The 14,940-nt window shown below is 49.4% G+C and carries 13 protein-coding genes; 11 read left to right on the top strand and 2 right to left on the bottom strand.

Going from position 1 to position 14,940, the window contains the following annotated elements:
• Positions 1-68: 68 nt before the first annotated feature.
• The gene (locus HY774_11855; protein ID MBI4749176.1) at positions 69-3,281 is read right to left on the bottom strand and encodes a hypothetical protein; all 3,213 of its coding nucleotides are present in this window, start codon (positions 3,279-3,281) and stop codon (positions 69-71) included.
• Positions 3,282-3,329: 48 nt separating this feature from the next.
• On the opposite strand from HY774_11855, the gene HY774_11860 reads away from it, so the two are divergent.
• Positions 3,330-3,968 (top strand): sigma-70 family RNA polymerase sigma factor, encoded by a 639-nt coding sequence (locus HY774_11860; protein MBI4749177.1) that lies wholly within the window; start codon positions 3,330-3,332, stop codon positions 3,966-3,968.
• Positions 3,969-4,203: 235 nt separating this feature from the next.
• Here HY774_11860 and HY774_11865 read toward each other — a convergent pair whose 3' ends face one another.
• Entirely contained in the window at positions 4,204-4,596 is a 393-nt protein-coding gene (locus tag HY774_11865; GenBank protein ID MBI4749178.1) for a hypothetical protein, read from the bottom strand.
• 164 nt (positions 4,597-4,760) lie between these two features.
• Between HY774_11865 and HY774_11870 the strand changes: the two genes are divergently transcribed.
• From HY774_11870 to HY774_11915, 10 genes are all read left to right on the top strand, one after another.
• On the top strand, positions 4,761-5,747 hold the full coding sequence (locus HY774_11870; protein MBI4749179.1) for a ParB N-terminal domain-containing protein: 987 nt from the start codon (positions 4,761-4,763) through the stop codon (positions 5,745-5,747).
• 556 nt (positions 5,748-6,303) lie between these two features.
• Positions 6,304-6,885, top strand: a complete 582-nt coding sequence (locus HY774_11875) for a DUF4255 domain-containing protein (GenBank protein MBI4749180.1) — start codon at positions 6,304-6,306, stop codon at positions 6,883-6,885.
• Between the two features lie 34 nt (positions 6,886-6,919).
• Positions 6,920-8,410: a hypothetical protein gene (locus tag HY774_11880; protein MBI4749181.1), complete on the top strand. Its 1,491-nt coding sequence runs from the start codon at positions 6,920-6,922 to the stop codon at positions 8,408-8,410.
• 33 nt (positions 8,411-8,443) lie between these two features.
• The gene (locus HY774_11885; protein ID MBI4749182.1) at positions 8,444-10,096 is read left to right on the top strand and encodes a phage tail sheath family protein; all 1,653 of its coding nucleotides are present in this window, start codon (positions 8,444-8,446) and stop codon (positions 10,094-10,096) included.
• Positions 10,097-10,262: 166 nt separating this feature from the next.
• Complete coding sequence (locus HY774_11890; GenBank protein ID MBI4749183.1) at positions 10,263-10,715, top strand: phage tail protein; 453 nt, start codon at positions 10,263-10,265, stop codon at positions 10,713-10,715.
• 102 nt (positions 10,716-10,817) lie between these two features.
• A complete protein-coding gene (locus tag HY774_11895; protein ID MBI4749184.1) occupies positions 10,818-11,309 on the top strand; it encodes a phage tail protein in 492 nt (163 codons plus the stop codon).
• A 111-nt stretch (positions 11,310-11,420) separates the two neighbouring features.
• On the top strand, positions 11,421-11,600 hold the full coding sequence (locus HY774_11900; GenBank protein MBI4749185.1) for a hypothetical protein: 180 nt from the start codon (positions 11,421-11,423) through the stop codon (positions 11,598-11,600).
• 241 nt (positions 11,601-11,841) lie between these two features.
• Positions 11,842-12,471, top strand: a complete 630-nt coding sequence (locus HY774_11905) for a hypothetical protein (GenBank protein MBI4749186.1) — start codon at positions 11,842-11,844, stop codon at positions 12,469-12,471.
• Complete coding sequence (gene vgrG, locus HY774_11910) at positions 12,468-14,270, top strand: type VI secretion system tip protein VgrG (protein ID MBI4749187.1); 1,803 nt, start codon at positions 12,468-12,470, stop codon at positions 14,268-14,270. The genes HY774_11905 and vgrG overlap by 4 nt, the downstream gene beginning before the upstream one ends.
• Positions 14,271-14,506: 236 nt before the next feature.
• Positions 14,507-14,809: a PAAR domain-containing protein gene (locus HY774_11915; GenBank protein MBI4749188.1), complete on the top strand. Its 303-nt coding sequence runs from the start codon at positions 14,507-14,509 to the stop codon at positions 14,807-14,809.
• Positions 14,810-14,940 lie beyond the last annotated feature (131 nt).

A 14,940-nucleotide genomic window follows, 5' to 3' on the forward strand; every position in this document is an offset into this window, starting at 1 on the left:
AAATTCTTGAACTATCGAGTTGGGCGATTATCTTGAATTACTTCACCACCTCATTGATTTGCACACAGTTAAACCCATAATCCTGATCCCAGCCGTTGGAGGGTGAATTGATAGTCTTCGTCATTGATTCGAGAGATTGCAGTTACTTGCCAGGTATCAGAGCCGAGAAACAACTTTGCTCCACGCTTCAAAAATGACTTTGGTGGGTTTGAAAAGACCCTGGTCATTGTGGCCACGGGAACCCCGGTTAAGCCAGGGGAATCGTCATCTGGTAAGGTTGGCAACCCGGACCCTGTTCCTGAAGGTTGGGACTGACCAGATACGTTTGATTCTGGTGGCTTTGAAATCAACGACGGGTCTGGTTCATCAACGACAATGCTTTCGTCCGCATCCTCATCTCGAAGGTTCAGATTTTGTTGGTGAAGTTCTTGAATGGATTCCTTGAGATTCCTCAGTGCTTCCTGGATTTCTTCAATTTCACTGCCCTGATCCAGCCGCGTGACGATGGTTGTGGCCGCGTTGATCACCCAGGTTCCACAGGTAAATCCGTCTTCCTGAAGGGTAGCTGACAAATCGGTAATATTGTCCACCCGGGTATAGACGCCAGTCATGCGTAACATTTCCTGGAGCAATGCCCGTTTTCGCCGACTTGAGCCAAGTGAATCAAAGAAATACACAAATGGTTGTGACCGCCGCTCTGGATTTTGTTGAATGATGAGTGTGGCCCAATGCGCATTACTGAAATTGATTGGGACAATAGTGTAGGCCAAAACGGCGCCGTGTTGGGTTTGATCCAGAAAGTCGTCCCGAATAAATTCAGCCAGGGCATCGGGATGGGCCAGCAGGTCAACGGCAGGTGCAATATGGGTTTGAGCCGGAAGGTCAGCCGTTTGTAATCCCTGACGGACCTCCTGATCAGTGAGCCAGTTGTCATTGATTTTCGCGCCTTTGAATTTTGCCCAATCTTTCGGAAGCTGGCCTTTGGCTTTGACCTGTTTTTCCTGGATCTGGGTCAGCAAATCAAAAATTTCCTTGTAGTCCAGGGATAACGCCAGGGCGAGCGGGGTAATTCCATCCTTGTCTTCTTGGTGCAGGTCAACACCGGCTTTGAGCACCATCTTGACCAGCTCGACATCATTGAGCCGGATGGCCAGGTGGAGCAGGCTTTCCCCCTTTTGAGAATAGTCCTCGTGAACCAGATAGGCCAAAACCTGCTGCAACTCTTTTGGCTTTTCCTGAGCCAGTTTTTGAATGGTTTCTTTTCCGGTTGGAGCGGTGAACGCTTCTTTGATCAGCCCAACCAGTTCCTCATTGATGGGTACAATTTCTTCTTCTTGCAGGATATTGGTCAGTGAAGCTGAAAAGTCAGGGCCTGCGACCGTCGGCAACTCATTCCGGAACGGATTGGAACTGTCAGGTTTGGTCCCTTCCAGAAAACTGCTATATACCTCAAAAATGGCTTTGATGACGGCTTCGGGCGGCAGCTCAGCCAGTTCTTCTTGATGACGGCGCAACAGATTGGCAATCAGGTTATATACTCGAATCGGCCCCATGTGAAATAACCGTTGCTCATGGAGTGTGCGACGGTTTTCTTTACTTCCCACAGGTTTGATTTGTTTAAATAAGCCTGTAAGTGTTGATTTGTCACCCGCCAGGAGCTTTTCAACTTTGGTATGACCTGCGCTATGGGTATAAAGACTTTTGCCAACTGATTTTTTACTCTTCTCAACTTCACTTTCACTGGGCTTTAACAGACTGTCACTCAGGTCGGCCACCGTGAATCCACCGTATTTGGTGAGTTCCTGCCGTTTTTCACCATACACACCCGGCACAAAAACGTGTTTGGGCTGGTGCTCGATATCCCTCACGGATGAAAAGACATTGAGGAAATTATATGGTTTCTCTTGTGTCCCAAACGTTTGCCCCTGGGCAATATTCGAGAGGTGAAACAATGTGTCAAACTGGGCAAAGGGTAAGCGAATGGTCTCGATTCCGGAGGCCAGCGCGAAAAACTCCAGCACGGTTGCTTCAAATTCTTCAAGATCTTTCGGTGTGAGGCCAAGTGCTTTTAACTCAGCCTGAACTTCCTCACCTCGACCAGCAAACACAAACAGCATGGCGGTGGCAAGACTTCGGTTTCCAACCTGGGCACCGGTGGCTTTATCTGCTTGAGCCGCCAGAACTTTTCCAATCTTGAGCGCAAGCTGGTGTAACGACATGGCCAGGGCTGGCCACGACCGCCCGGCTTTGCCATAGGGATCTTTCAGTTGTTTTCCTCGGAAGCTGATTTTTTGGTACTTTGCCTTTGGCCACACCTGAAAATTCAGATCATACACGGTTGGTTTCTGAGCTGGCGCCGTGCCTTTTGTCTTCGGTGTTTTTTTCCCATGCCGGATAGCTTCGGAAAAAGCCAGCCAGTCGGTTGGATGAGTAATGGCGACAGGGTTGAAATCTTTGGGAAATGTTTTCTTTTTGGTCTGTTTAAATTTTGTAATTTCGAGAATGAGTTTCTGAACTTGCTTTTCGAAGCTCTCTAACCCTTGAACCGTCTGGAGATAACTTTCCAGATTTGAATTCAAGCCGTGAATCACCGCGATGACCTGGTTAAATTCATCCTGTTCCTCAGGGACTTCGTCATCTTCGCTGCTATAGTGGGCTTCGTCCTCGTCGGAAAGAATGTTTTCATCACGCTCACTTTCTTCATCGTCGCCATACCAGTAGTTATATACATCTTCATATTCAACACTTTCCAGTTCCATCAAATATGAATCAAGCTCACTCTGGTCATCGAGTTCGAAATATGGCGACCTGGGGTTTTCAATGCCCGCCTCATCCTCAAGATAAATTTCCACCTCCACAATACTGAATTGTTCGTCATACTGCTGAGAAATCTGGTCAAGAACTGAATCAATCTTTTCATCCCAGGCATTTTTTCCCTGGGTGTCAAAAGGCTCGATTAGTTGAATCGGCTGGCGGCTGGTTTCACCAAAGAACTGAGTCACTGGCCTGGTTTGTGGCAATTGTGCTGAATGATTTTTTTGGAACTGGAGTGAAGACTGTGACTTCTGATTCAGCTTTTGCTTCAGTTGGAGCTGAGTTCGAACGGCAGAGCGCTGGTTTACCTTTTCCTGTAACTGTTGGTGAGTTCTGGCGCCTGGGGGAACGGGTGCCGCATCCGTGGTGGGTGTCAATGTGACTGATGGTTGGGACTCGACGGATACGTTCTTTTGATTTTTCTCAACAGGTTGTTTGATTGAGTAGGTGTTCATAAGTCCAGGCATCTTTCTGCGTTCCTGGTGAAAATCTCAACTTGACCGGGTGGGGAAAATATGCCAAACACTCTTGTCTTGAGATTGAGATCTATCCGTCCCCGGAAATATTTATGCGTGTCTGGATGTGATATAAAACCACTTATGGATTATGAATTGCTCCAACGGGCCAGAACAGGGGATATTCAGGCGTTTGATCAACTCTATCAACGTCATAAGGTCGCCGTCTGGCAATTTGTGCTCAGTCGGGTGGGGGCGCCGATGACCGCTGAAGATATCGTTCACGATACGTTTCTGGAATTGATCAAACATCCGAACCGGTTTGACCCATATCGTGGAGTTCTGTTTGAAGTGTATCTTTGCGCCGTGGCGAAAAAGTTAATCCTCAAGCATCAACGCAAACGAAGGCGGGAAACACTGGTGTCAGACCAACCGGTGGCAACCACAACCCTCACCCAGGAGGTCAAGTCAACGTTTGAACAGCACGCCAACCAGAAGATTGATTTACAGCGGGCACTGAAAAATCTGGCTTTAAACCATCGTGAGGTCTTGCAAATGGTGGAGATTGAAGGATATTCGATCAAGGAACTTTCAGACCGGGCCGGGTTGAGTATTGTGGCGTTGAAGGCCAGGTTGCATCGGGCCAAACTGGCCTTGCGGAAGCTTCTGGTAACAGAGGTCAGATTCGAGAGCAAATGACTGGCCCGGTGGGCGCATAGGCGCCAGGATACGGAAAGGTGAGTCGGTGTGTGACAAGGAGTTGGAGAGACAAGGAGAGCATCCCACTGAGGTTGGGAGCGTGAATGACCTCCGGTTGGGAGCGGGGGAATGTTTTTTTCTCCTTGTCCCCGTGTCCAGATCGGACTCTACTCCCTTATCCTGGCGCTTATGCCCGGTGGGCGTTGGTGGGGATCTCAGTCTCAGAAACTTCATATTAGTGCATCCTCCGGCGGGGTGGTGCTTCATCGGATGAGTCAGAGACAAAGGTTGAGGTCGAAGTTGGGAGGAACTCCCGTTCGACATTTTTTTGAATGTTGGCAAAACCGGCGGAAACGATTTTCTCCAGTTTGAGACGATGGTCGCTGTTGGAGAAGTCAATTTCGGGATGGCATTCAATCAGTTGATATAAATGGAGTAGCTTAATGCTCTCCAGGATTTTCAATTGGGTCGTGTGACGGTTTGCAGGACTTGCCCCATCGGCGATTCGTTCAGCCAGATAGGTTTGAATCGCCGAGAGTAAAAACAACAGCAAATCTTGCTCAAAGCGCAGGATACGGTCGATTGAATCTGACAAGACAATTTCAATCGGCGGGCAAGGATCAGACACGATAGATTCCTCCGTTGATCTGGACTCACGATAGGAACTTGGATTTTCGGTAGCCTGAAAAAAATGAAGTCTTCTATAATTTCCACTTGCCGTTGAAAAAGATGCGGTGCTCATCATTTTTTTTTCTCGATGAGTTGCCTTACCCGAAGGGAGAACCATACAACGTGGCTGACAAAACCGATTCTGAAATCAAAAACGACTCAGCACCAACCCAACTGGCGAATATGAGCGCTGAACCGAAGTTCACCCAGGTCAATCTGGCACTTGACCACCTGCGAATTGATGGCAATACCCAGAGCCGTGCCGGGATCAACTGGAATGTGGTTGAAACCTATGCCGAACGGCTGGTGGCGGGCGATCAATTTCCACCGGTTGATGTGTATTTTGACGAGCACCAGTACTGGCTGGCGGATGGGTTTCATCGAGTGGAAGCCGCCCGACGCGTCCAATACACCGCATTTCCAGCCAGGGTGTTTCACGGTTCGCGTCGTGAGGCTCAATTGCACAGCATCCAATCCAATATCACCCACGGTTTGCAGCGATCAGATGCCGACAAGCGCATGGTGGTCTTGATGCTTTTGCAAGATGATGAATGGTGTCACCAAAGCAATTATGAAATTGCCCGGTATAGTGCCATCTCGGTTTCATTCGTCAGAAAGATCAAACAGGAAATTGACCAGCTCGTCAGCAGCCTGCATCCAGTTCAGGACCGCAAGCTGCAGGAGCGATATAGCGGCGCGGCGGCTGAAGTTTTAGCGCTGGTGGCTCAAAAGCTTCGGGTTCAACCGGCTGAAAAGGTCGTCCGCCGGGGCGGGAAAACCTACCGCATCAATACCTCCAAAATTGGAAAAACCAAATTGACTGACCAGCTTGAGCAGGTCTACCCACAGGCAAAGCAGATTTCAGAAACTGGCGTCAAGGTTGTAAAAACCGCACTGCCGAAAGCCGAAACTCCAGTGTTTGAAAGTCTTTGCCAGCCTGAGTCACCTGAAATTTTACCGCCTGAACAACTGGCTGCCCAATTAAAGCAGGCATATTCGGTTTCTGAACTGATTGAGTTATGTGCCTGTCTGATTGGGTCGGAGAATGCGTCCCTGTTTGCGGCGGTACGCAGTCGTCTTCGGGAACGCACTGCCGGGAGCGCTCTGTGAAGCGTGCAACTAGGCACAATGCGTAGATTTGACCGGTTCCAGAAAGACCGCCAGAAATAACTTTGAATCCTATCAAGATCGTTGCCTAACAGTTACTTGTGTGTTATATAGGCTTGGTTCGCATTGGCTTCACTTCAATTTTCGTCAATTTCAAATTTCCCAGTACTCAATTCAATTTCCCAGCACGACTGAATTTTTGGTCGGTGACTGATTCTTCAACACCTGGTTTTCGGAGTGGATTGATGACTCCCTCCGTATCTTTGTCTCGATTTCACTAACCTTTGACAAGGAGCGTCCAGACCCGTCTGAGCCGAAGATTCCATTCAAATTGAACACCTTTCAATCCACTGCCAGTCATTGAGGGTTGCGCTGAATTTTGCGGCGTGCGAGCCTGTCTTTCGGTATTGGTGTCAGGGTTCCTGGCACTGGCTGAAATTTGCACGCCGGTGCAAAATTCCAATTCGTTTTTCTCTATGTTTGGTTGAACGGAAGAGGTTTGTCTCAATTCGGTTGGAATCACTATTTGAGTGGGTACGGAAAGCTCAGGCTGCATCCTATGACGCTCATTCGGTCAACCCTGGAACTGATTAAAACCAAATTGAGCGAGTCGCTTCGGACCGAAGGGGTCACCAATGAGGATTGGGTTTTGCTCTCAAACCTGACCGACCAGGAAGGGCAGCTTTATGAAGAGACCAAACATAAAATCGTGATGGTGCTCGTCAATATTCAGCACGAAACCATTGTCAGCACCTATAACCGAACAGTCCCCGCCAAAGGCGATCAATATGCCGTGATTGCGCCACCGCTCTACATTGATCTGTTTGTGCTGCTCTATGCCAATTTCTATAACCAGAGTTATCGTGACGGGCTGGGGATGATTTCCCGAACGATCAGCTTTTTTCAGCAAAATCCCTGGTTTACCCACGACAATCTCCCTGGTCTGGACCCGGTGATTGACAAACTCACGTTTGAAATGGTCAATCTGAGCCTGCCTGACCTGAATTACCTGATGGGGATGCTCGGAGTGAAATACCTCCCCTGTGTGTACTACAAAGTCCGACTCTTGCCGTTCCAAACCAGCGCCATGCAGGCTGAAGTCCCAGCCGCAAAAGGGGTAACCGCCCCTGGAGAAATCTAGGGTTTGTTCGCCAGCCGTGAATTCCGTGTACTGTATGAGCATCAAGCACCTTACAAGCCGGTCATTTGAGCACGTTTTGCGCAATCCTTCGCATGAAAAGGGATTGATCAAAAGCGGAGAAGATCCGCGCCGGTATTTCTTTGAGCGGTTAGCCCGGGTTGTGGTCCATCATTCCTTTTACAACGGCGAAGATGATGTGTGCCCGGACTTTCGCATCCTGCCGACTCCCTCCACCGCGCTTCTGATGCAGAGCCTGGGGTTGGTTTTTAAGGAGGAACGGGGTGGGTTTTCCGTCTTCTATAACACCAAGCAAACCGATGGCCTGATTGCCTACCTGGAACGTCAGAAAACTGGTCATCCACCTGGAATCTGGGAGCGACTATCATTTGTTTTTGTCTCGACCAACCAGTTTTTTGTCAATTTTACCCAAATCAAAATCAGTATCAATCCAGCGCTTGAAAATTTTTATTTCACCAACCAGAAAGTCCATCTTCAAGGCCAGCAACGATTTATCCTGCATCCTGAAACCTATGTCACGGAACGGGAAACACTGGAGGTCACCCCGATTCAGGTTGCGGTTCCGGTTTCTCAGGCGGTGAAAAAGGTGAAGGTTCGGGCCATATCCGGTGAAACCGTGCTGTGTTTTCCACGGTGTTTTCCAGAAAAACTGCTGTTGCAAAAAACTCCCAATGCAATTACCTGCAAAGATGCGGAAACGGCCAGAGGTAAAGAGGTTTGTCGAGATGTGATCTATATTGATTTCTCAGCGGTCCCGGAAGACAAGTACACCATCGAATTGATTGGAAAAGACAGGGAAATCATTGATCGCCAGGAGGTTCTCTACACAATTGCCGCACCGGTGCCGCTGTGTTTTATCAACCTGCTGTTTACCAGCCCGGATGGCCGGAATCCAGATCACTACCCGGTTCAGCCGCTTCCCACTGGCACCATCGGCATCATTCCGATCACCTATGAAATCCACTTCACTGCGCGGTCAACCGTTTGGAATTATTATGTGGTGCCTCAGCGACTGAAAGAACGATTTTCTCATTTGCATATTAAGGATTTGACTCCTGACCAGGTCCCAATCAAGTTTGCGGGTCCCTGTCGCGTCAAACTGGCCAACGGCGCAACGGCCTATCGCTTTGTTTCAAAGGTTCCGATTCAGTTAGCACAGATTCCAACTCGCTCCTTTCAGCTTTGGGGGAAACATGGCCTGATGGTCCAGGAAGGTGTGTTGATAGACCGGCTTCCAGTCGCCTCAATGCAGCAGGTATTACCTGAAACCAGAGCCGGTATCTGCCTCAAATTGCTGACCAGTCTGGATTCCGACGCGGCTGAAACGGTGCCGTGTCAAAACCTGATCAAACACCTCTGTCACTTTCAGTGCGATACCATCACATCTGAAACCTGCTCGGAACAAACCAAGCACCTCAGAGCTATGGTCGAAGCCGAAAAGCAGGAACAACTCAAAACCCTCATACCAAAGATTCAAAATTGTTCTGACATTTTTGTCTATCTCTAACCCAACGCATCCCAACCCACCAAAGAGGACTTTATGCCAGTAACCGTGTATCGCAGAACGCCCGGTGTGTATATCACCGAACTCTCGGCTTTTCCTCCTTCAATTGTTGGTGTCCAGACTGCCGTTCCGGCCTTTATTGGGTACACCAAGAAGGCGGAAATCAGTGGAAAACCAGTCTTTATGAAGCCGATCAAAATTGGCTCGATGGTTGATTTCGTGGAAATCTTTGGAAAGGAATATGATCCGGTCTACCAGATTCAGGAAGTCACCGACGCAACGAAAATCAAAGCCCACGAGTATGACTTCCATGTCGTTGAGCCCCCGGCACAACCCACGACGCCCCCACCATACCCTCCTCCCAATGGAACCGCGAAATATTTCAATCTTGTTTTTCCCACCGGGAGCACCAAATTCAATCTCTATAACAGCCTTCGCCTGTTTTACGCCAATGGCGGTGGGAACTGTTTTGTCGTCTCCGTGGGAACATATGAAGGAACCACCAGCATTAGCAAAGATAAGCTCCTCGAAGGTTTAGGAGTAATCAAAGAGCAGGTCGGGCCGACCATGCTGCTTGTACCGGACGCGGTCTTGTTAGCGCCAACCGGGGGGAAAGAACCCGGCTGGGTATCGGCTGATTTTCAGGCGGTGACCCGTCGCATGCTGGAGCAATCCGCCGAGTTGAAAGACCGGATGGCCATCCTGGACGTGTATGGGACGCAACTGGCCACCAAGGAAAATTATGAAGACATCATCACCCGGTTTCGCGAAGATGTCGGAGACGCCGGCTTGAGTTATGGGGCCGGGTATTTTCCGTTTCTGGCAACAACCGTGATCCCGATAGACGATTTTGATTACACCAACATTACAGGTGTGACAGGCGGGACACCGCTGAGTGAGATTCTCACCTGGCAGGCCGCCAACCTCTATAACGGTGGATACCTCCCTGGGGCCGACCAGGGCACCAAACGCTATCTGGCGGTCAAAGCCGACATTGATGCCATGGCAACCACCACCACGGACCCTGGTATCACCAAACTCAACAATAATTTGATGGCATCGCTTCCGTTGTTGAAGGACATGCTCCGGATCATCATTGTCAAAGAAGCAATTTTGCCTTCAAGTGGCGCCATGGCCGGAATCTATACCTATAACGACGCTTCGCGGGGCGTGTGGAATGCCCCGGCCAATCTGTCATTAAGTGGTGTTGATCGAACCACTTTCAAACTCAATGATGAGCAACAGGGCGAAATGAACGTTCCAGTCAACGGCAAAGCCGTGGACGCCCTGCGAGAGTTTGTTGGGCGAGGGGTGGTCGTCTGGGGCGCACGAACACTGGACGGCAACAGCAATGACTATCGCTACATCCAGGTTCGCCGCACACTGATTTACCTGGAGCAATCCATCAAGAATTCGCTTGATAAGTTCGTGTTTGCTCCCAACGACGCCAACACGTGGGTGACGGTGGTTTCGATGGTTTCAAATTTCCTGCAAGGCTTCTGGTCCCAAGGCGGGTTGATGGGTGCCACCGCTCAGGAAGCTTTCTCAGTTCAAGCTGGCTTGGGAAGCACCATGACCCCGATGGACGTCCTGGAAGGTTATATGATTGTCCAGGTAACCCTCCAAATGATTCGACCCGCTGAATTTATTGAACTGACCTTCAAACAGAAGATGGAAGGTCTCGGCTGATATTCTCTTGGGTTGGAGCTTCAAGCGATGGGCTAAAGGCTGAGACTGGGAACTGAGGTCAAACTCAATTCCAAGGATCTTCAGATCGAAACCCTGAACCCTGAACCCTGAACCCTCATGGGTATGACAACTCCATTCCTTCACTCATCTTTCATCAGGAGGCATCATGGCAGGCGAAGTTCAAAATAACATTTGGCCGTTACCTAAGTTTTACTTCTCAGTTCAACTTGGTGACGATAACTCCGTCAGTTTCCAGGAAGTTGACGGGCTCAACAGCGAAACCCAGGTGATTGAATACCGTCACGGCAACAGTCCGATTTTCTACCCAATCAAAATGCCGGGATTGGGTCGGGTCGGAAATGTCACTATGCGCAAGGGCATTTTTGTCAATGACGCCCGGTTCTGGACCTGGTACAACGAAATCAAGATGAACACCATTGCCCGACGCACCGTGGTCGTCAACCTGCTCGACGAAACTGGCGCGCCCAAAATGGTCTGGACCCTCAACAACGCCTGGGTCACGAAACTGACTGGCACCGATCTCAAATCCGAAGGCAATGAAGTGGCGGTTGAATCCATTGAAATTGCCTTTGAAACCCTGACGGTGGCAGCTCCCTAAAACCGAGGGTTCAGGGTTCAGGGTTCAGGGTTTTTGAATGGGTGAAAGATGAAAGCTGCAAAGTGAAAAGATTTACCTTCTTATGGTGCTTTTTACTTCAGCGTGGCCGTGATTGGGTCAGGTTCGATCCTTTCGCTGTTGACTGGAATTGACGCCAGTTTTCAGGAAGTGTCGGGCATCCAGTCTGAATTTGGCTTTGAGGATGTTGGTGAAGGCGGCGAAAACCGCTACAAACATCGTCTTCCGCTGCCGGCCAAATATTCAAACCTGGTTCTGCGGCGGGGTGTGGTGACGACTGATTCCTTTCTGTCAGAGTGGGTCGGGCAGACCATTGGATCATCGCTTTCGCTGCCGATCATCACCCAAAATCTGCTGGTGACATTGCTCAACGAAGACGGTATCCCCTTGATTGCCTGGGGGTTTGTGAATGCCTACCCACTCAAATGGGAAATTTCGGCCATGAACTCGCAGGAAAACAAGATCCTGACCGAAAAGCTGGAGTTTACTTACAACTACTTTGAACGGGTCACGCTCGGAAGCCCGGCTTCGGTGGCCGTCAAACTGGCGCAACTGGCCGCCCGGATGGCTCTGTGAAACCAATTTAGGGTTCAGGGTTCAGGGAAAAAAACATAAAGGACCAAAGAGACAAAAAGGACATAAATTTGAAAACCCTGAACCCTGAACCCTGAACCCTAAACCCCAACTATGTCATTGGAAATCAGCGAGATCACAATTCGAATTGGCGTCCGGGAAGACGATCCTGGGGATGAACCCCGTCAACCCAAAACCGAACTCCGGGAAGTTGAACTCCTCGACCGGGAAGAGATTGTCGAAGACTGCGTCCGGCGTGTGTTGTATTTGTTGAAAACCCAGGGAGATCGGTGAGAAATTCCAGTCAGTAGTCAGTAGTCAGTAGACAAAACCCGGATCGTTGAATTCGTCAAATTCTTGAAAAGAATTGTTCCTAAATGATTCAAATAGAACAAAATCCACTTGACACGAATTTCAAAATCCCAACACTCGACTACTGACTACTGACTACTGACTACTGACTACTGACTACTGACTACTGACTACTGAAATCACCGCCTACGTCAACAGCGATTTCACGTCGCAGGTGGGCGAGGTGTTTTCGGTATACATCAATCCTGAAAAATACTCGCACTCCTATAAAATCTGTTACAACGACGTGCAGGCTCAGGGAAGCAATGGCGGGTCACCCGAGTTCAATCGGATTCCATCGGAAGAGGTCAAATTCGAACTGGTTTTTGATGGGACGGGCGTGGTGCCAAGCCCGATTCCCGGCGTGATTCCATTTACCGGTGATGGGATTGCAGCCCAGATCCTGGCCTTTAAAAACCTGATTTTTCGGTTTAACGGCAAAATTCACAGCCCCAATTACCTGAAAATTGTGTGGGGAAAGTTTATTTTTCCCTGTCGAATGTCAGCACTGACGATCAACTACACGTTGTTTAAACCTGACGGTACACCGCTCAGAGCCCGAGCCAACGCCACATTCATTAAGTTTAACAACGAACGGACCCTGGCGCTCGAAGCCAACCAGAACTCGCCCGATTTGGCCCACATCCTGACCGTCAAAGCCGGGGATACATTGCCGTTGATGTGTTACACCGTGTATGGCAGCAGCGCATACTATCCGCAAGTTGCTAAAGTCAATGGGTTGACTGATTTCCGGAATCTGGTCATTGGGACGCAGATTGTATTTCCACCGTTTGAAGGAGCCACGGTCCAATGACCACGCCGACCCCTTATTCAGTTGATACGTCCCTGGTTTCCTTCAGCATTAAAGTCGAAGGGAAGGAAATTGACACCACCTTCCAGGTGTATTCAATCAACACCTGGGTTGGTGTCAACAAAATTCCCAAGGCCCAGATTTTGATTTATGACGGCAGTCCGGCGGAGCAAACCTTTGAAATCAGCAACCTGTCCACCTTTCTGCCCGGAAAAAAACTTGAGATTGCGGCTGGCTACAACAACGGAAAACTGACGCCGATTTTTAAAGGCGTGATTGTCAAACAGGGAATCGAAATCACCCAAACCCAGGGTTCAAAGCTCATCGTGGATGTCACGGATGACGCCATCAAAATGACTCTTGAGCGCAAAAACGCGCTTTTTGAGAAGATCAAAGATAGCGACTTAATCACTAAACTGATTACCAGCAATGGTTTATCCAAAGACGTCGCCGCAACCACCACCGTTTATGAAGAAATCGTCCAGTACTATGCCACCGACTGGGATCTGATGTTGATGCGCGCTGAACTCAACAGCATGGTGGCAATTGTGGACGGCGGCAAAGTCACCGTCAAAAAACCTGATACCCAGCAAGCTCCCGTGTTGAAAGTCGAATATGGCGACACGATTCTGGACTTGCAGGCCGAAATGAACGCGGCCACCCAGTACAAATCTTCAGTCATTAAAAGCTTCACCTGGGACGTAGACACCCAGAAGTTGATCGAATCCGGACCCGGCTCGGTGTCGGTTCAGGAGCCTGGGAACGTTTCATCTGACGAACTGGCCAAAGTCTTTGATGTCAAGAAATACACTCAGCAAACCGGCGGCCCAGTGGAAAAATCGTCGCTTCAGGACTGGTCATCCGCCGAAGTGCTCAAGTCAAAGCTGTCTAAAATCCGTGGCCACGTTCGGTTCCAAGGCAGTGCGCTGGTCCAGCCTGGCAAAACCATCGAACTCGCCGGATTAGGGAACCGATTCAATGGAAAAGCCTATATCAGCGGTGTCCATCATTCGATTATCAACAATAAATGGCTGACCTCGGTGGACTTCGGATTGTCGGCTCGCTGGTTTGCGGCTGAAAACCCCGATATTTCCGCCCCGGATGCCTCAGGGCAATTGCCTCCAATCAAGGGCTTGCAGACCGGAATTGTCAAAAAAGTAGCCCAGGATCCAGGCGGGGAGTTTCGCGTGCTGGTCAATCTGCCAATTTTACAGGATGCCAGCAAAGGGGTCTGGGCACGGCTGGCGACCTTTTACGCTTCAAACAAGGTCGGAGCGGTGTTTTACCCCGAAGTCAATGATGAAGTCGTCGTGGCTTTTATGAATGAAGACCCGCGCTACCCGGTGATTGTGGGCAGCCTGTACAGCAAAAAAATGGCTCCGCCGTATGCTCCCGATGAAAAAAATCAGAAGAAAGCCATCGTCACCAAAAGCAAATTGGAAATTACCTTTGACGAACAAAACAAAATCATCGAAATCAAAACTCCTGGAAAACATTCGATCAAACTGGATGACAAAGCCGGGTCCATCACCATTGCCGACAGCAACCGAAACTCAGTAGTACTTTCAAAAAGCGGGATCAATCTTGAAAGCGCTTCAAACATAAATATTAAAGCCAAGGGAAATATTAGCCTGGATGCGACTGGCAATCTGTCATTAAGCGCCAAAGCCAACGCAACGATGGAAGGATTACAAGTCGCCCACAAAGCCAAAGCCAAATTTTCAGCCAACGGCACCGCTTCGGCGGAAATTACCTCTTCGGGAATTCTGACCGTCCGTGGAACGCTGGTCAAAATCAATTAGTCAGTAGTCAGTAGTCAGTAGTCAGTAGTCAGTAGTCAGTAGTCAGTAGTCAGTAGTCAGTAGTCAGTAGTCAGTAGTCAGTAGTCAGTAGTCGAGTGTTGGGATTTTGAAATTCGTGTCAAGTGGATTTTGTTCTATTTGAATCATTTAGGAACAATTCTTTTCAACTACTGACTACTGACTTATCAACTACTGACTACTGACTACTGACTACTGACTTACCAGGGAGTTTTCTTATGCCACCAGCCGCCAGATTGACCGATTTTCATCAATGTCCGCTCAGTACTCCAGTTGGTCCGGTGACGATTCCGCACGTCGGAGGCCCGATTGCCGGTCCCGGTGCGCCAACGGTTTTGATTGGTGGGTTGCCAGCCGCCAAAGTAGGCGACATTGCCATTTGTATTGGCCCACCAGACGCTATCGTGAAAGGCTCGATGACGGTCAAAGTCATGGGAATGCCTGCGGCCAGAATGGGCGACAAAACCGCCCACGGTGGCACTATTTTGATGGGCTTCCCGATGGTGATGATCGGAGGGTGAGAAGCCGGGTTCAGGGTTCAGGGTTCAGGGTTCAGGGTTCAGGGTTCAGGGTTCAGGGTTCAGGGTTCAGGGTTCAGGGTTCAGGGTTCAGGGTTCAGGGTTCAGGGTTCAGGGTTCAAAATAAACTTAGC

It is taken from the genome of Acidobacteriota bacterium (assembly GCA_016208495.1).
Lineage (GTDB): Bacteria > Acidobacteriota > Blastocatellia > Chloracidobacteriales > Chloracidobacteriaceae > JACQXX01.